Below are 15834 nucleotides of genomic sequence, written 5' to 3' on the forward strand. Positions count from 1 at the left end.
GATCAACCCGATCGCGATGGAAGAAGGCCTGCGCTTCGCCATCCGTGAGGGCGGCCGCACCGTCGGCGCAGGCGTCGTCGCCAAGATCATCGAGTAATGCATGACGGCGGGCGGGCACGTGTCCCGCCCCGCCTTTCACCACCCCGCTGCGGGCGCTGCCCGCCGCACCGCTCTTTGAAGGAACCGTCATGCAAAAGCAAAAGATCCGCATCCGCCTGAAGGCATTCGATTACAAGCTGATCGACCAGTCGGCCCTCGAGATCGTCGATACCGCTAAGCGCACCGGCGCCATCGTCAAGGGCCCGGTGCCCCTGCCGACGCGCATGCAGCGTTTCGACATCCTGCGTTCGCCGCACGTCAACAAGAGCTCTCGCGACCAGTTCGAGATCCGCACCCACCAGCGCCTGATGGACATCGTCGACCCCACCGACAAGACCGTCGACGCGCTGATGAAGCTCGACCTGCCGGCTGGCGTGGACGTCGAGATCAAGCTGCAGTAAGTCCTGATCGGGCCCGCTGCGGGCCCGGGTGGTTGCGGCTTCGGCTGCTGCTGCTACAATCGCAGGCTTTTCTGCCCTCGGCACTCTGGTGTCGCGGGCAAAACATCGTGGTGACCCGGGGCAATGCTTTCGGTCACCTCAGTGAAGTCAGTCCGGCCAATCGATGTCGGACATTGGAGAAGAACCATGACTACAGCCAATCCGGGCGATCGCCTCGGCTTGCTGGGCCGCAAGGTGGGCATGATGCGCATCTTCACGGACGACGGCGATGCCGTGCCCGTGACGGTGCTCGACGTGTCCAACAATCGCGTCACCCAGGTCAAGACCGTCGAAACCGACGGCTACAGCGCCATCCAGGTGACGTTCGGCGCACGCAAGGCGTCGCGCGTCACCAAGCCCGAAGCCGGGCACCTCGCCAAGGCGGGTGTCGAGGCCGGCGAGATCCTGCGGGAGTTCGCGGTCAGCGCCGAGGTGGCGGCCGAGTACAAGCCGGGCGGCACGCTGCCGGTCGGCCTGTTTGCCGCCGGCCAGAAGGTCGACGTGCAGGGCACGTCGATCGGCAAGGGCTTCACCGGCACCATCAAGCGTCACAACTTCGGCTCGCAGCGCGCGTCGCACGGCAACAGCCGTTCGCACAACGTGCCGGGTTCGATCTCGATGGCGCAGGACCCGGGGCGCGTGTTCCCGGGCAAGAAGATGTCCGGCCACCGCGGCGACGTAACCAAGACCACCCAGAACCTCGACATCGTGCGTGTCGATGAAGCCCGCCAGCTGCTGCTGGTGCGCGGCGCGGTTCCTGGCGCGAAGAACGGTTTCGTGACCGTGCGCCCGGCCGTCAAGGTCAAGGCCAAGAAGGGAGCGAACTGATGGAACTCGAGCTCCTGAACGAACAAGGCCAGGCCGCCTCGAAGGTGGACGCGCCGGACACCGTGTTCGGCCGCGACTACAACGAAGCGCTGGTGCACCAGGTGGTGGTGGCCTACCAGGCGAATGCTCGCCAAGGGACGCGCGCCCAGAAGGACCGTCAGACGGTCAAGCACTCGACCAAGAAGCCGTGGCGCCAGAAGGGCACCGGCCGGGCTCGTGCTGGCATGACCTCGTCGCCGCTGTGGCGCGGAGGCGGTCGGATCTTCCCGAACAGCCCGGAAGAGAACTTCAGCCACAAGGTCAACAAGAAGATGTACCGCGCCGGCATGGCCGCCATCTTCTCGCAGCTCGCCCGCGAAGGCCGCCTGGCCGTGGTGGACTCGATCAAGGTCGAGTCGCCCAAGACCAAGGCACTGGCCGCCAAGTTCAAGGCCATGGGCCTGGAGTCGGTACTGGTGATCGCTGACGAGGTGGACGAGAACCTGTTCCTCGCGTCGCGCAACCTCGCCAACGTGCTGGTGATCGAGCCGCGTTACGCCGATCCGCTGTCGCTGGTCTTCTACAAGAAGGTCCTGGTGACGAAGGGCGCGATCGAGAAGCTCAAGGAGATGCTGGCATGAGCGCTCTCAAGTTCGATGAAGGCCGCCTGATGAAGGTGCTGGTCGCGCCGATCGTGTCCGAGAAGGCCACGGCGGTCGCCGAGTCGCACAACCAGGTGCTGTTCAAGGTGCTGCAGGACGCGACCAAGCCCGAGATCAAGGCGGCCGTGGAGCTGCTGTTCAAGGTCGAGGTCGACAAGGTGTCGGTCGTGAACACCAAGGGCAAGACCAAGCGCTTCGGCAAGGGCGTGGGCCGCCGCGACAACGTTCGCAAGGCCTATGTCTGCCTGAAGGCGGGTCAGGAGCTCAACTTCTCCGGGGAGGCCGCGTAATGGCCGTCGTCAAAGTCAAACCCACGTCCCCCGGCCGCCGTGCCGTGGTGAAGGTGGTGCATTCGCACCTGCACAAGGGCAAGCCCGAAGCGTCGCTGCTCGAGCCGCAGATCCAGAATGCGGGCCGCAACAACAACGGCCACATCACGATCCGTCACAAGGGCGGTGGCCACAAGCACCACTACCGTGTGGTCGATTTCAAGCGCGACAAGGACGGCATCCCGGCGAAGGTCGAACGTATCGAGTACGACCCGAACCGCACCGCCCACATCGCGCTGGTGTGCTATGCCGATGGCGAGCGTCGCTACATCATCGCCCCGCGCGGTCTGGAAGTCGGCGCCACCATCCTGAGCGGCTCGGAAGCGCCGATCAAGGCCGGCAACACGCTGCCGATCCGCAACATCCCGGTGGGCTCGACGATGCATTGCGTCGAGTTGCTGGCCGGCAAGGGTGCGCAAATCGCGCGCTCGGCCGGTACGTCGGTGACGCTGCTGGCGCGCGAAAGCACCTACGCTCAGGTCCGCCTGCGCTCGGGTGAGGTGCGCCGCATTCACATCGAGTGCCGTGCCACGATCGGCGAGGTGAGCAACGAAGAACACAACCTGCGTCAGTACGGCAAGGCCGGTGCGATCCGCTGGAAGGGCATCCGCCCGACCGTTCGTGGCGTGGCCATGAACCCGGTGGACCACCCGCACGGCGGCGGCGAAGGCCGCACCGGCGAGGGCCAGGTGCCGGTGTCGCCTTGGAACACGATGACCAAGGGCTACCGCACTCGCAGCAACAAGCGTACGCAGACGTTCATCGTCTCGCGTCGCAAGAAGTAAGGGGCACGCTCGATGGCACGCTCACTGAAAAAGGGTCCGTTCGTGGACCACCACCTGGTGGCCAAGGTCGAGAAGGCCGTGGCGATCAAGGACAAGAAGCCGATCAAGACCTGGTCGCGCCGCTCGACGATCCTGCCCGATTTCATCGGACTGACGATCGCCGTGCACAACGGCAAGCAGCACGTCCCCGTGTACGTGACCGACCAGATGGTCGGCCACAAGCTCGGCGAGTTCGCCCTGACCCGCACGTTCAAGGGTCACCCGGCGGACAAGAAGGCGAAGAAGTAAGGGGATGACGATGGAAACCCGAGCAATCGTTCGCGGCGTGCGCCTGTCGGTCGACAAGGGTCGGCTGGTGGCTGACCTGGTCCGCGGCAAAAAGGTGGACCAGGCACTCAACATCCTGGAATTCACGCAGAAGAAGGCCGCCGTCATCATCAAGAAGGCGCTGGAATCGGCGATCGCCAATGCCGAGCACAACGACGGTGCCGACATCGACGAGTTGAAGGTCAAGACGATCCACGTCGAGCAGGGTGCGACGCTGAAGCGTTTCTCCGCGCGCGCCAAGGGCCGCGGCAACCGCATCAGCAAGCCGACCTGCCACATCTTCGTCACCGTCGGCAACTAAAGGCAGAGAAGACCATGGGACAGAAGATTCATCCGGTCGGCTTCCGCCTGCCCGTCACCCGCAACTGGTCCTCGCGCTGGTACGCGTCGAATCGCAACTTCGCGACGATGCTGGCCGAAGACCTGAAGGTCCGCGAGTACCTGAAGGCCAAGCTCAAGAGCGCGGCCGTCTCGCGTATCCTGATCGAGCGCCCCGCCAAGAACGCCCGCATCACCATCTACTCGGCCCGTCCGGGCGTGGTGATCGGCAAGAAGGGCGAGGACATCGAGAACCTGAAGGCCGAACTGACGCGCCGCCTGGGCGTGCCGGTGGCCGTGAACATCGAAGAGGTGCGCAAGCCCGAGATCGATGCACAGCTGATCGCCGACTCGATCACCCAGCAGCTCGAGAAGCGCATCATGTTCCGCCGTGCGATGAAGCGCGCGATGCAGAACGCCATGCGCCTGGGGGCCCAGGGTATCAAGATCATGTCGGCCGGTCGACTGAACGGCATCGAGATCGCTCGCACCGAGTGGTACCGCGAAGGCCGCGTGCCGCTGCACACGCTGCGCGCCGACATCGACTACGGCTTCTCGGAAGCCAAGACCACCTACGGCATCATCGGCGTGAAGGTCTGGGTCTACCGTGGTGACCGTCTCGCCAATGGCGAGGCGCCGGTCATCAAGACCGACGAACGCGAGGACGACCGCCGCAATCGCCGTGGTCCGCGCAGCGACCGTCCGGCGGGTGACCGCCGTCCGCCGTCGCGCGACGGTGCGCGCCCGGGCCCGCGCGGTCCGCGTGCCGACGCCGGTGCTACTACCGCGACGGACAAGCCGGCCGAAGGTGCTGCGCCCGCTGCTGCAGACGGCCCGAAGGCCGCCGTGAAGCGCGTGCGCAAGGCCGTCGCCCCGGGCGCTGCCCCTGGCGACGCCAAAGGAGAATAAACATGCTGCAACCCTCTCGTCGCAAGTTCCGCAAGGAACAGAAGGGCCGCAACACGGGCATCGCCACCCGCGGTGCGAACGTGTCGTTCGGCGACTTCGGCCTGAAGGCCACCGAGCGTGGCCGCCTGACGGCGCGCCAGATCGAGGCCGCGCGTCGCGCGATCTCTCGTCACGTGAAGCGCGGCGGCCGCATCTGGATCCGCATCTTCCCCGACAAGCCCATCTCGCAGAAGCCGGCTGAAGTCCGCATGGGCAACGGCAAGGGCAACCCCGAGTACTACGTGGCCGAGATCCAGCCCGGCAAGGTGCTCTACGAGATCAACGGCGTCCCCGAAGAACTCGCACGCGAAGCGTTCACGCTGGCCGCTGCCAAGTTGCCGCTGCGCTGTACCTTCGTCGCGCGTCAGATCGGCGCTTGACGCTTCGGAGTAATCGACATGAAAGCATCTGAACTTCGCGCCAAGGACGTGGCGGCCCTCGAGCAGGAGGTCAAGGACCTGCTCAAGGCCCACTTCGGCCTGCGCATGCAAAAGGGCACGCAGCAGCTGGGCAATACCGCCACGCTGCGCCTGACCCGTCGTGACATCGCTCGCGCCAAGACCATCCTGGCCGAGAAGAAGAAGGGAGCCGCGCAATGACGACTCAAGAGACCGTCAAGAACACGCGCACCCTGGTCGGTCGCGTGGTCAGTGACCAGCGTTCGAAGACGATCACCGTGCTGGTCGAGCGTCGCGTCAAGCACGAGCTCTACGGCAAGATCGTGGCCCGCTCGCGCAAGTACCACGCGCACGACGAAAAGAACGAATACAAGCTCGGCGACGTCGTCGAGATCTCGGAAGGCCGCCCGATCTCCAAGACCAAGGCGTGGGTCGTGACCCGGCTGGTCGAGAAGGCTCGCGTGGTCTGAGCTTGACTCGCCGTCGAGGGCTTTGATCAGCCTGTGACGAAGGCGACCGGTACGCTGGCATGCTGGCGACCGGTCGTTTTTTTTCGGCGCTTTTCCGTCCATCACCAGGAGACACACGATGCTGAAAGTCGGCGACAAGCTGCCTGAGGGCACGCTGCAGGAGTTCATCGAGGTCGAAGGCGACGGCTGCTCGCTCGGCCCGAACAGTTTCGAGGTCGGCAAGTTGACCGCTGGGAAGAAGATTGCCGTGTTCGCCTTGCCGGGCGCGTTCACGCCCACCTGTTCCGCCCAGCACGTGCCCGGCTTCGTCGAGCATGCCGAGGCGTTCAAGGCGGCGGGCGTCGACGAGATATGGTGCCTGTCGGTCAACGATGCCTTCGTCATGGGAGCCTGGGGGCGCGAGCAGAAGACCGGTAGCAAGGTCCGCATGATGGCGGACGGCAGCGCGGCGTTCGCGCAGGCGACTGGCTTGACGCTGGACCTCAACGCCCGCGGCATGGGGCTGCGCTCGCAGCGCTACTCCATGCTGGTGGTCGACGGCACCGTCAAGACGCTGAATGTCGAGGCGCCGGGCAAGTTCGAGGTCAGCAATGCGGAGACGCTCCTGGCTCAGGCCAAGGCCTTGTGAGCGAGCGCAGCGCGAACCGCCGACGGCCAGTCTTCAGCGCTTGACACGTGGTTCGCGTTCGCAGATACTACTAAGCTTCGCCGATCGTCGGCTTGGGATTGCGGGGCCTGAAAAGGCTTCGCCGGGTCGCTGACCCGAATCGCCCAAGACGGCCTCGGTCTCGCCCTAAGCAGAGGGTGCCTCGCGGCAACGCAGGCGCCCGATGACGGGCCCAAGACTGCTCACAAGCGGCCCATGGTGGGTCGGGCGCGAGACAAGTTGGGGACAGACAATGATTCAAATGCAATCGCGGCTCGATGTCGCGGACAACACGGGCGCGAAAAGCGTCATGTGCATCAAGGTGCTCGGCGGCTCCAAGCGTCGCTATGCCGGCATCGGCGACGTCATCAAGGTCTCCATCAAGGAGGCTGCGCCGCGTGGTCGTGTCAAGAAGGGCGAGGTCTACAGCGCCGTGGTCGTGCGCACGGCCAAGGGCGTGCGCCGTCAGGACGGTTCGCTGGTCAAGTTCGACGGCAATGCCGCCGTGCTGCTGAATGCCAAGCTCGAGCCGATCGGCACCCGCATCTTCGGCCCGGTGACCCGCGAACTGCGGACCGAGCGCTTCATGAAGATCGTGTCGCTGGCCCCCGAGGTCCTCTGAGCGACTGCGAGGAACACACCATGAACAAGATTCGCAAGGGCGACCAGGTCATCGTGCTGACCGGGCGCGACAAGGGCAAGCGCGGCGCCGTCGCGTCGCGTGTCGACACCGACCACCTGCTGGTTGATGGCGTCAACATCGTGAAGAAGCACGTGAAGCCGAATCCGCTGAAGGGTTCGACCGGCGGCATCGTCGACAAGACCATGCCGATCCACCAGTCCAACGTGGCGATCTACAACCCGGCGAGCGGCAAGGCCGATCGCGTGGGTATCAAGCTCCTGGCTGACGGCAAGAAAGTGCGCGTCTTCAAGTCCAGTGGCGACGAGATCAAGGCTTGAGGCCGAGGTAAGCAATGGCTCAACAACAGACAGCTCGTCTTCAGCAGCACTACCGCGACAAGGTCGTCGCCGATCTGGTGGCCAAGTTCGGCTACAAGTCGGTGATGCAGGTCCCGCGCCTGACCAAGATCACACTCAACATGGGTGTGAGCGAGGCCGTGTCGGACAAGAAGGTCATGGATCACGCCGTCGGCGATCTGACCAAGATCGCCGGCCAGAAGCCCGTGGTCACGAAGTCGAAGAAGGCGATCGCCGGCTTCAAGATCCGTGACGGCGTGCCCATCGGCTGCATGGTCACGCTGCGTGGCGTGCGCATGTACGAGTTCCTCGATCGCTTCGTGACGATCTCGCTGCCCCGCGTGCGCGACTTCCGCGGCATCTCGGGTCGCTCGTTCGATGGTCGCGGCAATTACAACATCGGCGTCAAAGAGCAGATCATCTTCCCCGAGATCGAGTACGACAAGATCGACGCGCTGCGTGGGATGAACATCAGCTTCACGACGACCGCGAAGACCGACGACGAATGCAAGGCGCTGCTCGCCGCATTCAAGTTCCCGTTCAAGAACTGAGGTGGCCTGTGGCAAAACTTTCGATCAAGCAGCGTGAGCTCAAGCGTGAGCAGCTGGTCGCCAAGTTCGCGAAGAAGTACGCGGAGCTGAAGGCCATCATCAACGACGCGGGCAAGTCCGACGAAGAGCGCTATACCGCGCGCCTGGCGCTGCAGAAGCTGCCGCGCAACGCCTACCCGTCGCGCCTGCGCAACCGCTGCGAACTGACCGGCCGCCCCCGCGGCACCTTCCGCACCTTCGGTCTGGCGCGCAACAAGATCCGTGAACTGGCGTTCAAGGGGGACATCCCCGGCGTCGTCAAGGCCAGCTGGTAAGCCGGCACGCGAACGTACAGGAGAAAACCCATGAGCATGAGTGATCCCATCGCCGACATGCTGACCCGCATCCGCAACGCGCAGATGGTGGAGAAGGCTGTCGTGGTGATGCCGTCGTCGAAGCTGAAGGTGGCGATCGCCCAGGTCCTGAAGGACGAGGGCTACATCGATGCCTACGCCGTCAAGGGCGAGGCCGAGAAGCCGCAACTCGAGATCGGCCTGAAGTACTACGCCGGTCGCCCGGTGATCGAGCGCATCGAGCGCGTGAGCCGTCCCGGCCTGCGCGTCTACAAGGGGCGTCACGAGATTCCCCAGGTCATGAACGGCCTGGGCGTGGCGATCGTGACGACGCCCAAGGGCGTCATGACGGACCGCAAGGCCCGCGCTGCCGGTATCGGCGGCGAGGTCCTGTGCTACGTCGCCTGACGCGAAGGAACTGAAGAATGTCTCGCGTTGGAAAGATGCCGATCGCCGTCCCCAAGGGTGTGGACGTGGCGATCAATGCTGAACAGATCAGCGTCAAGGGCTCGCTCGGTACGCTGGTGCGTCCGGTGAACCGACTGGTCTCGGTCAAGAACGAAGACGGCAAGCTGAGCTTCGCGCCGGCCGACGAGTCGGCGGCCGCGAATGCAATGAGCGGCACGATGCGCGCGCTGGTGGCCAACATGGTCAACGGCGTCAGCAAGGGCTTCGAACGCAAGTTGACGCTGGTGGGCGTGGGCTTCCGGGCCCAGGCGCAAGGCGCCAAGCTGAACCTGCAGGTGGGTTTCTCCCATCCGGTGGTGAAGGATATGCCGGCCGGCATCAAGGTCGAATGCCCGACACAGACCGAGATCTTGATCAAGGGATCGGATCGCCAGGTGGTCGGTCAGATCGCGGCTGAAGTGCGTGCCATCCGTCCGCCCGAGCCGTACAAGGGCAAGGGCATCCGGTATGCCGAAGAGAAGGTCTCGCTCAAAGAGACCAAGAAGAAGTAAGGAGCAGCTCGATGTTGAACCGCAAAGATCAGCGCCTGCGTCGCTCCAAGCAGACCCGTGTGCGCATCGCCTTGCAGAAGGTGGCGCGCCTGACGGTGTTCCGCTCCAACCTGCACATCTACGCCAGCGTCATTTCCGACGACGGCTCGAAGGTCCTGGCCAGCGCCTCGACCGCCGAGAAGGAAGTGCGCGCCCAGCTCGGCGCCGCAGGCAAGGGTGGCAACACCGAAGCCGCGGCCCTGATCGGCAAGCGCATTGCCGAGCGCGCCAAGGCGGCAGGCATCGAGTCGGTCGCGTTCGACCGTGGTGGCTTCGCCTATCACGGTCGCGTGAAGGCCCTGGCCGAAGCGGCGCGCGAAGCCGGCCTGCAGTTCTGAGTGCGTTTGCGCACCCTGACTGCACTGCACATCGAAGGAATCTGACATGGCAAAGTTTCAACCCCGGATCGCTGACGACGGTCGTGACGACGGTCTGAAGGAAAAGATGATCCAGGTGAACCGCGTGACCAAGGTGGTCAAGGGCGGTCGCACCATGAGCTTCGCGGCATTGACCGTGGTCGGCGACGGCGATGGCCGTGTCGGCATGGGCAAGGGCAAGGCCAAGGAAGTTCCGGTCGCGGTGACCAAGGCGATGGACGCGGCGCGCCGCGACATGGTGAAGGTCAGCCTGAAGAACGGCACCGTGCACCACAACGTGACCGGCGAGCACGGTGCGGCCAAGGTGCTGCTGGCGCCGGCGGCGCCGGGGACCGGCATCATCGCCGGCGGTCCGATGCGCGCGGTGTTCGAAGTGATGGGCGTGACTGACATCGTGGCCAAGAGCCTAGGGTCGTCCAACCCTTACAACATGGTGCGCGCGACCTTCAATGCGCTGCGTCGTTCGACGACGCCGTCGGAGGTCGCATCGAAGCGCGGCAAGTCGGTCGAAGAGATCTTCAACTGAGCCGGCAGGGGAACGACATGACGGACAAGAAGACGGTCAAGGTGAAGCTGGTGCGCAGCCCGATCGGCACCAAGGAATCGCATCGCGCCACGGTGCGCGGTCTCGGCCTGCGCCAGATCGGCAGCGAGCGCGTGCTCGAAGACACGCCCGCGGTGCGCGGGATGATCAACAAGGTGAGCTACCTGGTTCAAGTGCTGTAAGGCGCGGACGGACCTGGAGAAGACGATGGAACTCAACACGATCAAGCCCGCCTCGGGCGCCAAGCATGCCAAGCGCCGTGTCGGCCGTGGTATCGGCTCCGGCCTGGGCAAGACCGCGGGCCGTGGCCACAAAGGTCAGAAGTCGCGTGCCGGTGGCTACCACAAGGTGGGCTTCGAAGGCGGTCAGATGCCGCTGCAACGTCGCCTCCCCAAGCGTGGCTTCAAGTCGCTGACGCTGAAGTACAACGCCGAGATCACGCTGGCCGACCTGCAAGTGCTGGCGGCTGACGAGGTCGACGTCCCCACGCTCAAGCAGGCTGGCCTGGTGGGCGAGCGCGCCAAGGTGGTCAAGGTCATCAAGTCGGGCGAACTGAGCAAGAAGGTCGTGCTCAAGGGCGTCGGCGCGACGGCGGGTGCGAAGGCGGCGATCGAAGCTGCCGGCGGCTCGGTGGCCTGAGCCCGCGTGTCCGGACGACTCTAGGATTCCTGCGTGGCAACCAACGCGAATCAACTGGCCAAGAGCGGCAAGTTCGGCGACCTGCGTCGCCGGCTCGTCTTCTTGCTGCTGGCGCTCGTCGTCTACCGCATCGGTGCGCACATTCCGGTCCCGGGCATCGACCCGAACGAACTGCAGCAGTTGTTCAAGGGCCAGCAGGGCGGCATCCTGAGCCTGTTCAACATGTTCTCGGGGGGTGCGCTATCGCGCTTCACGGTCTTCGCCCTAGGGATCATGCCGTACATCTCGGCGTCGATCATCATGCAGCTGATGACCTACGTGGTGCCGACCCTGGAGGCGCTGAAGAAGGAAGGCGAAGCCGGGCGTCGCAAGATCACGCAGTACACGCGCTACGGCACGCTGGGTCTGGCGATCTTCCAGTCGCTGGGCATCGCGGTCGCGCTCGAAAGTTCGGCGGGGCTGGTCATCTCCCCGGGCATGGGTTTCCGGTTGACCGCGGTGGTGAGCCTGGTCGCCGGCACGATGTTCCTGATGTGGCTCGGCGAGCAGATCACCGAACGCGGCCTGGGCAACGGCATCTCGATCATCATCTTCGCGGGTATCGCCGCCGGCTTGCCGAGCGCGATCGGCGGACTGTTCGAACTGGTGCGCACCGGCGCGATGAGCATCGTGGCAGCGCTGTTCATCATCGCGATCGTGATCGCCGTGACCTATCTCGTCGTGTTCGTCGAGAGAGGCCAGCGCAAGATTCTGGTGAACTACGCGAAGCGCCAGGTAGGCAATCGCGTCTACGGCGGGCAGTCGTCGCACCTGCCGCTGAAGATCAACATGTCGGGCGTGATCCCGCCGATCTTCGCGTCGTCGATCATCCTGCTGCCGGCCACCGTGGTGGGTTGGTTCGCGACCGGCGACGGCCTGCGCTGGCTGAAGGATCTGGCCGCGCTGTTGTCGCCGGGCCAGCCGATCTACGTGATGCTCTATGCCGCGGCGATCGTGTTCTTCTGCTTCTTCTATACGGCGCTCGTCTTCAACAGCCGCGAGACGGCCGACAACCTGAAGAAGAGCGGCGCCTTCATCCCGGGCATCCGTCCGGGTGAGCAGACCGCAAAGCACATCGATCGCATCCTCGGGCGTCTGACGCTCGGCGGCGCGGTGTACATCACCGCCGTGTGCCTGCTGCCCGAGTTCCTGGTGCTCAAGTACAACGTGCCGTTCTATTTCGGTGGCACCTCGTTGCTGATCATCGTCGTCGTGACGATGGACTTCTGGGCCCAGGTGCAGTCTTATGTGATGTCTCAGCAGTACGAGTCGCTGCTGAAGAAGGCCAATTTCAAGGCCAGCTGAACAGGAACGGTTGACGAGAACACATGTCGAAAGATGACGTCATCCAGATGCAGGGCGAGATCCTCGAGAACTTGCCCAACGCGACCTTCCGTGTGAAGCTGGAGAATGGGCACGTTGTGCTCGGTCACATCTCCGGCAAGATGCGCATGCATTACATCCGCATCCTGCCCGGTGACAAGGTGACCGTGGAACTGACGCCCTACGATTTGAGTCGTGCTCGCATCGTCTTCCGGGCGAAGTGAGAACAGAGCAACACCCGGAAGAGCGCAAGAGGTCAAGGAGAAGGTCATGAAGGTAGCTGCATCCGTCAAGAAGATGTGCCGCAATTGCAAGGTCATCCGTCGCAAGGGTGTGGTGCGCGTGATTTGCACCGACCCGCGCCACAAGCAGCGCCAGGGCTGATCGCTCGGCGACGCGACTAGTTAGAGGACGAACATGGCACGTATTGCTGGTATCAACATTCCCCCGCAGAAGCACGCCGAGATCGGCTTGACCGCGATCTATGGCATCGGTCGCACGACCGCGCAGAAGATCTGCGACAGCTGCGGCATTGCCCGTGACAAGAAGATCAAGGATCTGACGGACGGCGACCTCGAGAAGATCCGCGAGGAAGTCGGCCGCATGACGATCGAGGGCGATCTGCGTCGCGAGACCACGATCAACATCAAGCGTCTGATGGACCTGGGCTGCTATCGCGGCTTCCGTCACCGCCGCGGCCTGCCGATGCGCGGTCAGCGCACGCGCACGAATGCCCGCACCCGCAAGGGCCCGCGCAAGTCGGCCGCCGCGCTGAAGAAGTAAGCAAACCCGCCGCGACGCCCCCGTCCGACGAACCGCTCAGATTGAAGAGAGTCAAGCATGGCCAAAGCACCTAATACCGCCGCACAGCGCGTGCGCAAGAAGGTCCGCAAGAATGTGTCGGACGGCGTTGCGCACGTTCACGCGTCGTTCAACAACACCATCATCACGATCACCGATCGCCAGGGCAACGCGCTGGCGTGGGCGTCGAGCGGTGGCCAGGGCTTCAAGGGTTCGCGCAAGTCGACGCCGTTCGCTGCCCAGGTGGCTGCGGAAGTCGCTGGCCGTGCCGCCCAGGACCAGGGCATCAAGAACCTCGAGGTCGAGATCAAGGGTCCCGGCCCGGGTCGCGAATCGTCGGTGCGCGCCCTGGCTGCGCTCGGCATCCGCATCGTGTCGATTTCCGACGTGACGCCGGTTCCGCACAACGGCTGTCGTCCGCAGAAGCGTCGTCGCATCTGAGCATGCGTGTGTGACCCGGGTGACCGGGCTACAATACGCAGTTACCCGATTCGCCGGTGGGCACTCCAGTGCGCGCCGGCGGTTTTCGTTGAAGCCGCAAGGCTTCGCTAAGCCCACCGTCTGGTTGACAACGAAGAGCGACCCTAGAGCGCTCGAACCCCCGGCCAGACTTGCGTGAGGCGCGGCTCCCAGCCGCTCCCCACGTCAGAGAACCAAGGAAGCAACGTGGCACGTTATCTCGGCCCCAAGGCCAAACTGTCCCGCCGTGAAGGCACCGACCTGTTCCTGAAGAGCGCCCGCCGCCCGATCGGGGACAAGTCGAAGTTCGAAACCAAGCCCGGCCAGCACGGCCGCACCTCCGGCTCGCGCACCTCCGACTTCGGTCTCCAACTGCGCGAGAAGCAGAAGGTCAAGCGCATGTACGGCGTGCTCGAGCGCCAGTTCCGTCGCTACTTCGCCGAGGCCGAGCGCCGCAAGGGCAACACCGGCGCGAACCTGCTGCTGCTGCTCGAATCGCGCCTGGACAACGTGGTCTACCGCATGGGTTTCGGTTCGACCCGTGCCGAGGCCCGCCAACTCGTGTCGCACAAGGGCATCACCGTGAATGGTGAGGTCGTGAACATCGCTTCCTACCTGGTCAAGACGGGTGACGTCGTCGCCGTGCGCGAGAAGGCCAAGAAGCAACTGCGCGTGACCGAGTCGCTCAAGCTCGCAGAGTCGATGGGTCTGCCCGCCTGGGTGCAGGTCGATGCGGCCAAGCTCGAGGGCGTGTTCAAGAAGTCGCCCGACCGCGACGAGTTCGGTTCGGACATCAACGAATCCCTGATCGTCGAACTCTATTCGCGTTGAATTTCCAGCGCGCTGCAGCGGTGCCCGGCCTTCGGCCTGCACCGCCCGGCGCGCAAGCGCTTTCCCGGTCCGGGTTCAACGTCGCCGCCAGGCGCGTCGTTCCCGGTGCTCCATCAGCCTTATCGGTGTAACGAGCCGAGGGTAATGACAGGAAGACCTGATGCAAACCAATCTGCTGAAGCCCAAAGCCATCAACGTCGAGCCGCTGAGCGCCGCCAAGGGCGCCCACCGCGCCAAGGTCACGCTCGAACCCTTCGAGCGCGGCTATGGCCACACGCTGGGCAATGCCCTCCGCCGCGTGCTGCTGTCGTCGATGGTGGGCTATGCGCCGACCGAGGTCACGATCGCCGGCGTCCTGCACGAGTACTCGGCCATCGATGGCGTCCAGGAAGACGTGGTTCACGTCATGCTGAACCTCAAGGGTGTGGTGTTCCGCCTGCACAACCGCGATGAAGTGACGCTGGTGCTGCGCAAGGAAGGTGAAGGCCCTGTCAAGGCCGGCGACATCCAGACGCCGCACGACGTGGAGATCATCAATCCGGACCACGTGATCACGCACCTGTCGCAAGGCGGCAAGCTCGACATGCAGATCAAGGTCGAGAAGGGCCGCGGCTACGTGCCGGGCACGATGCGCCGCTTCGGCGACGAACCGACCAAGTCGATCGGTCGCATCGTTCTCGATGCGTCGTTCTCGCCGGTGCGCCGCGTCAGCTACACGGTCGAGAGCGCGCGTGTCGAGCAGCGTACCGACCTCGACAAGCTGGTCATGGAGATCGAGACCAACGGCGCGATCACGCCGGAAGAGGCGATCCGCGCTTCGGCCAAGATCCTGGTCGAGCAGCTCGCCGTGTTCGCGCAGCTCGAAGGCCAGATCAACGACATCTTCGACGCCCAGCCTGCGCAGCGCAGCACGCAGTTCGACCCGATCCTGCTGCGTCCGGTCGACGAGCTCGAGCTCACCGTACGTTCGGCCAATTGCCTGAAGGCCGAGAACATCTATTACATCGGCGACCTCATCCAGCGTACCGAGACCGAGCTGCTGAAGACACCGAACCTGGGCCGCAAGTCGCTCAACGAGATCAAGGAAGTGCTGGCCTCGCGCGGGCTGACGCTCGGCGGACGGCTGGAGAACTGGCCGCCGCAAGGTCTCGACAAGCGGTAACGCTGGGCGAGCAGAAAACCCGGCCTGATGAAGGCCGTCATCGGATGACGAACGCGCCTGGCGCGCTCGATCACGCAACCACCAGTACCTGATCCGGCTGGCGGTCATTAGCAAGTCAGAAAGCAAGTCGAAAGGACTTCACCATGCGTCACCGTCACGGACTTCGCAAACTCAATCGCACCTCCGAGCACCGTCTCGCGATGCTGCGCAACATGGCCAACTCGCTGATCCAGAGCGAAGCCATCAAGACCACCGTGCCCAAGGCCAAGGAACTGCGCCGCGTCGTCGAGCCGTTGATCACGCTGGCCAAGGAGCCGACGCTGGCCAACCGCCGCCTGGCCTTCGACCGCACGCGCGACCGCGATGTCGTTGCCAAGCTGTTCAACGACCTCGGTCCGCGCTACAAGGCGCGCCCGGGCGGCTACACCCGCATCCTGAAGATGGGCTTCCGCGTCGGCGACAACGCACCGATGGCCTTCGTCGAACTCGTCGACCGTCCGGAGCCCGCGGCGGAAGCAGCCACGGCCGACAAGGCCGAGTAAAGCGTGCGCCGGGGGTGCGGGCAGGTGGA

General features: G+C 64.4%; 30 protein-coding genes and 1 pseudogene. All 31 read left to right on the plus strand.

Annotated elements, in window-relative coordinates:
- Positions 1-97 (plus strand): annotated as a pseudogene (locus tag ASC67_RS20130) (elongation factor Tu); the annotation flags it as partial.
- 91 nt (positions 98-188) lie between these two features.
- The gene (gene rpsJ / locus ASC67_RS03350) at positions 189-500 is read left to right on the plus strand and encodes a 30S ribosomal protein S10 (RefSeq protein WP_011831018.1); all 312 of its coding nucleotides are present in this window, start codon (positions 189-191) and stop codon (positions 498-500) included.
- Positions 501-686: 186 nt separating this feature from the next.
- Positions 687-1367, plus strand: a complete 681-nt coding sequence (rplC, locus tag ASC67_RS03355) for a 50S ribosomal protein L3 (protein ID WP_041929744.1) — start codon at positions 687-689, stop codon at positions 1365-1367.
- Complete coding sequence (gene rplD, locus ASC67_RS03360) at positions 1367-1987, plus strand: 50S ribosomal protein L4 (protein WP_056315168.1); 621 nt, start codon at positions 1367-1369, stop codon at positions 1985-1987. The genes rplC and rplD overlap by 1 nt, the downstream gene beginning before the upstream one ends.
- Positions 1984-2298, plus strand: a complete 315-nt coding sequence (rplW, locus tag ASC67_RS03365; protein WP_011831015.1) for a 50S ribosomal protein L23 — start codon at positions 1984-1986, stop codon at positions 2296-2298. The genes rplD and rplW overlap by 4 nt, the downstream gene beginning before the upstream one ends.
- Positions 2298-3122, plus strand: coding sequence for a 50S ribosomal protein L2 (gene rplB / locus ASC67_RS03370; RefSeq protein WP_056315170.1), 825 nt, complete (start codon positions 2298-2300; stop codon positions 3120-3122). The genes rplW and rplB overlap by 1 nt, the downstream gene beginning before the upstream one ends.
- Positions 3123-3134: 12 nt before the next feature.
- Positions 3135-3410, plus strand: coding sequence for a 30S ribosomal protein S19 (gene rpsS / locus ASC67_RS03375; RefSeq protein WP_011831013.1), 276 nt, complete (start codon positions 3135-3137; stop codon positions 3408-3410).
- A gap of 10 nt (positions 3411-3420) precedes the next feature.
- Entirely contained in the window at positions 3421-3750 is a 330-nt protein-coding gene (gene rplV, locus ASC67_RS03380; RefSeq protein WP_036235754.1) for a 50S ribosomal protein L22, read from the plus strand.
- Positions 3751-3764: 14 nt separating this feature from the next.
- Positions 3765-4676, plus strand: coding sequence for a 30S ribosomal protein S3 (rpsC, locus tag ASC67_RS03385; protein ID WP_056315172.1), 912 nt, complete (start codon positions 3765-3767; stop codon positions 4674-4676).
- 2 nt (positions 4677-4678) lie between these two features.
- On the plus strand, positions 4679-5095 hold the full coding sequence (gene rplP / locus ASC67_RS03390; protein WP_056315175.1) for a 50S ribosomal protein L16: 417 nt from the start codon (positions 4679-4681) through the stop codon (positions 5093-5095).
- An 18-nt stretch (positions 5096-5113) separates the two neighbouring features.
- Entirely contained in the window at positions 5114-5314 is a 201-nt protein-coding gene (gene rpmC, locus ASC67_RS03395) for a 50S ribosomal protein L29 (RefSeq protein ID WP_056315176.1), read from the plus strand.
- Positions 5311-5583, plus strand: coding sequence for a 30S ribosomal protein S17 (rpsQ, locus tag ASC67_RS03400; protein ID WP_056315179.1), 273 nt, complete (start codon positions 5311-5313; stop codon positions 5581-5583). Before rpmC ends, rpsQ begins: the two co-directional genes overlap by 4 nt.
- Positions 5584-5701: 118 nt before the next feature.
- Positions 5702-6211 carry a peroxiredoxin gene (locus ASC67_RS03405; RefSeq protein ID WP_056315181.1) on the plus strand — a complete coding sequence of 170 codons (510 nt, stop codon included), beginning with the start codon at positions 5702-5704 and terminating at the stop codon, positions 6209-6211.
- 271 nt (positions 6212-6482) lie between these two features.
- The gene (rplN, locus tag ASC67_RS03410; protein WP_011831006.1) at positions 6483-6851 is read left to right on the plus strand and encodes a 50S ribosomal protein L14; all 369 of its coding nucleotides are present in this window, start codon (positions 6483-6485) and stop codon (positions 6849-6851) included.
- Between the two features lie 20 nt (positions 6852-6871).
- A complete protein-coding gene (gene rplX / locus ASC67_RS03415) occupies positions 6872-7189 on the plus strand; it encodes a 50S ribosomal protein L24 (protein ID WP_056315183.1) in 318 nt (105 codons plus the stop codon).
- Between the two features lie 14 nt (positions 7190-7203).
- Positions 7204-7758, plus strand: coding sequence for a 50S ribosomal protein L5 (rplE, locus tag ASC67_RS03420; RefSeq protein WP_056315185.1), 555 nt, complete (start codon positions 7204-7206; stop codon positions 7756-7758).
- An 8-nt stretch (positions 7759-7766) separates the two neighbouring features.
- Positions 7767-8072 carry a 30S ribosomal protein S14 gene (gene rpsN, locus ASC67_RS03425; protein WP_011831004.1) on the plus strand — a complete coding sequence of 102 codons (306 nt, stop codon included), beginning with the start codon at positions 7767-7769 and terminating at the stop codon, positions 8070-8072.
- A 30-nt stretch (positions 8073-8102) separates the two neighbouring features.
- Positions 8103-8498, plus strand: coding sequence for a 30S ribosomal protein S8 (rpsH, locus tag ASC67_RS03430; RefSeq protein WP_011831003.1), 396 nt, complete (start codon positions 8103-8105; stop codon positions 8496-8498).
- A gap of 17 nt (positions 8499-8515) precedes the next feature.
- Entirely contained in the window at positions 8516-9049 is a 534-nt protein-coding gene (gene rplF / locus ASC67_RS03435; protein WP_056315187.1) for a 50S ribosomal protein L6, read from the plus strand.
- Between the two features lie 11 nt (positions 9050-9060).
- Positions 9061-9426, plus strand: a complete 366-nt coding sequence (gene rplR / locus ASC67_RS03440) for a 50S ribosomal protein L18 (RefSeq protein WP_056315189.1) — start codon at positions 9061-9063, stop codon at positions 9424-9426.
- A 46-nt stretch (positions 9427-9472) separates the two neighbouring features.
- On the plus strand, positions 9473-9991 hold the full coding sequence (rpsE, locus tag ASC67_RS03445; protein WP_011831000.1) for a 30S ribosomal protein S5: 519 nt from the start codon (positions 9473-9475) through the stop codon (positions 9989-9991).
- Between the two features lie 17 nt (positions 9992-10008).
- On the plus strand, positions 10009-10191 hold the full coding sequence (gene rpmD, locus ASC67_RS03450; protein WP_011830999.1) for a 50S ribosomal protein L30: 183 nt from the start codon (positions 10009-10011) through the stop codon (positions 10189-10191).
- 25 nt (positions 10192-10216) lie between these two features.
- Positions 10217-10648, plus strand: coding sequence for a 50S ribosomal protein L15 (gene rplO, locus ASC67_RS03455; RefSeq protein ID WP_056315191.1), 432 nt, complete (start codon positions 10217-10219; stop codon positions 10646-10648).
- A 33-nt stretch (positions 10649-10681) separates the two neighbouring features.
- Entirely contained in the window at positions 10682-11992 is a 1311-nt protein-coding gene (secY, locus tag ASC67_RS03460; RefSeq protein WP_056315193.1) for a preprotein translocase subunit SecY, read from the plus strand.
- Positions 11993-12015: 23 nt separating this feature from the next.
- Entirely contained in the window at positions 12016-12234 is a 219-nt protein-coding gene (gene infA, locus ASC67_RS03465; RefSeq protein WP_011830996.1) for a translation initiation factor IF-1, read from the plus strand.
- A gap of 46 nt (positions 12235-12280) precedes the next feature.
- Entirely contained in the window at positions 12281-12394 is a 114-nt protein-coding gene (rpmJ, locus tag ASC67_RS03470; RefSeq protein WP_011830995.1) for a 50S ribosomal protein L36, read from the plus strand.
- A 33-nt stretch (positions 12395-12427) separates the two neighbouring features.
- Positions 12428-12793 (plus strand): 30S ribosomal protein S13, encoded by a 366-nt coding sequence (gene rpsM / locus ASC67_RS03475; protein ID WP_011830994.1) that lies wholly within the window; start codon positions 12428-12430, stop codon positions 12791-12793.
- A 57-nt stretch (positions 12794-12850) separates the two neighbouring features.
- Positions 12851-13252 (plus strand): 30S ribosomal protein S11, encoded by a 402-nt coding sequence (gene rpsK / locus ASC67_RS03480; protein ID WP_011830993.1) that lies wholly within the window; start codon positions 12851-12853, stop codon positions 13250-13252.
- A 225-nt stretch (positions 13253-13477) separates the two neighbouring features.
- Positions 13478-14101, plus strand: coding sequence for a 30S ribosomal protein S4 (gene rpsD / locus ASC67_RS03485; protein ID WP_056315195.1), 624 nt, complete (start codon positions 13478-13480; stop codon positions 14099-14101).
- Positions 14102-14261: 160 nt separating this feature from the next.
- Positions 14262-15263 (plus strand): DNA-directed RNA polymerase subunit alpha, encoded by a 1002-nt coding sequence (locus tag ASC67_RS03490; protein ID WP_011830991.1) that lies wholly within the window; start codon positions 14262-14264, stop codon positions 15261-15263.
- A 143-nt stretch (positions 15264-15406) separates the two neighbouring features.
- Positions 15407-15805: a 50S ribosomal protein L17 gene (gene rplQ, locus ASC67_RS03495; RefSeq protein WP_056315197.1), complete on the plus strand. Its 399-nt coding sequence runs from the start codon at positions 15407-15409 to the stop codon at positions 15803-15805.
- The last annotated feature ends 29 nt before the right edge of the window (positions 15806-15834 follow it).

This window comes from Methylibium sp. Root1272 (assembly GCF_001425905.1).
GTDB lineage: Bacteria > Pseudomonadota > Gammaproteobacteria > Burkholderiales > Burkholderiaceae_C > Methylibium.

Coding starts and splice junctions, on each gene's coding strand:
- rplE (WP_056315185.1), top strand. CDS start 7,204: ATGGCTCAACAACAGACAGCTCGTCTTCAGCAGCACTACCGCGACAAG.
- rplQ (WP_056315197.1), top strand. CDS start 15,407: ATGCGTCACCGTCACGGACTTCGCAAACTCAATCGCACCTCCGAGCAC.
- rplC (WP_041929744.1), top strand. CDS start 687: ATGACTACAGCCAATCCGGGCGATCGCCTCGGCTTGCTGGGCCGCAAG.
- rpsJ (WP_011831018.1), top strand. CDS start 189: ATGCAAAAGCAAAAGATCCGCATCCGCCTGAAGGCATTCGATTACAAG.
- rpsK (WP_011830993.1), top strand. CDS start 12,851: ATGGCCAAAGCACCTAATACCGCCGCACAGCGCGTGCGCAAGAAGGTC.
- ASC67_RS03490 (WP_011830991.1), top strand. CDS start 14,262: ATGCAAACCAATCTGCTGAAGCCCAAAGCCATCAACGTCGAGCCGCTG.
- rplV (WP_036235754.1), top strand. CDS start 3,421: ATGGAAACCCGAGCAATCGTTCGCGGCGTGCGCCTGTCGGTCGACAAG.
- rpsQ (WP_056315179.1), top strand. CDS start 5,311: ATGACGACTCAAGAGACCGTCAAGAACACGCGCACCCTGGTCGGTCGC.
- rpsH (WP_011831003.1), top strand. CDS start 8,103: ATGAGCATGAGTGATCCCATCGCCGACATGCTGACCCGCATCCGCAAC.
- infA (WP_011830996.1), top strand. CDS start 12,016: ATGTCGAAAGATGACGTCATCCAGATGCAGGGCGAGATCCTCGAGAAC.
- rplF (WP_056315187.1), top strand. CDS start 8,516: ATGTCTCGCGTTGGAAAGATGCCGATCGCCGTCCCCAAGGGTGTGGAC.
- rplR (WP_056315189.1), top strand. CDS start 9,061: ATGTTGAACCGCAAAGATCAGCGCCTGCGTCGCTCCAAGCAGACCCGT.
- rpmD (WP_011830999.1), top strand. CDS start 10,009: ATGACGGACAAGAAGACGGTCAAGGTGAAGCTGGTGCGCAGCCCGATC.
- rplW (WP_011831015.1), top strand. CDS start 1,984: ATGAGCGCTCTCAAGTTCGATGAAGGCCGCCTGATGAAGGTGCTGGTC.
- rplO (WP_056315191.1), top strand. CDS start 10,217: ATGGAACTCAACACGATCAAGCCCGCCTCGGGCGCCAAGCATGCCAAG.
- rpmJ (WP_011830995.1), top strand. CDS start 12,281: ATGAAGGTAGCTGCATCCGTCAAGAAGATGTGCCGCAATTGCAAGGTC.
- rpsM (WP_011830994.1), top strand. CDS start 12,428: ATGGCACGTATTGCTGGTATCAACATTCCCCCGCAGAAGCACGCCGAG.
- rpsS (WP_011831013.1), top strand. CDS start 3,135: ATGGCACGCTCACTGAAAAAGGGTCCGTTCGTGGACCACCACCTGGTG.
- ASC67_RS03405 (WP_056315181.1), top strand. CDS start 5,702: ATGCTGAAAGTCGGCGACAAGCTGCCTGAGGGCACGCTGCAGGAGTTC.
- rpsC (WP_056315172.1), top strand. CDS start 3,765: ATGGGACAGAAGATTCATCCGGTCGGCTTCCGCCTGCCCGTCACCCGC.
- rplN (WP_011831006.1), top strand. CDS start 6,483: ATGATTCAAATGCAATCGCGGCTCGATGTCGCGGACAACACGGGCGCG.
- rplB (WP_056315170.1), top strand. CDS start 2,298: ATGGCCGTCGTCAAAGTCAAACCCACGTCCCCCGGCCGCCGTGCCGTG.
- rplX (WP_056315183.1), top strand. CDS start 6,872: ATGAACAAGATTCGCAAGGGCGACCAGGTCATCGTGCTGACCGGGCGC.
- rpsE (WP_011831000.1), top strand. CDS start 9,473: ATGGCAAAGTTTCAACCCCGGATCGCTGACGACGGTCGTGACGACGGT.
- rplD (WP_056315168.1), top strand. CDS start 1,367: ATGGAACTCGAGCTCCTGAACGAACAAGGCCAGGCCGCCTCGAAGGTG.
- rplP (WP_056315175.1), top strand. CDS start 4,679: ATGCTGCAACCCTCTCGTCGCAAGTTCCGCAAGGAACAGAAGGGCCGC.
- rpmC (WP_056315176.1), top strand. CDS start 5,114: ATGAAAGCATCTGAACTTCGCGCCAAGGACGTGGCGGCCCTCGAGCAG.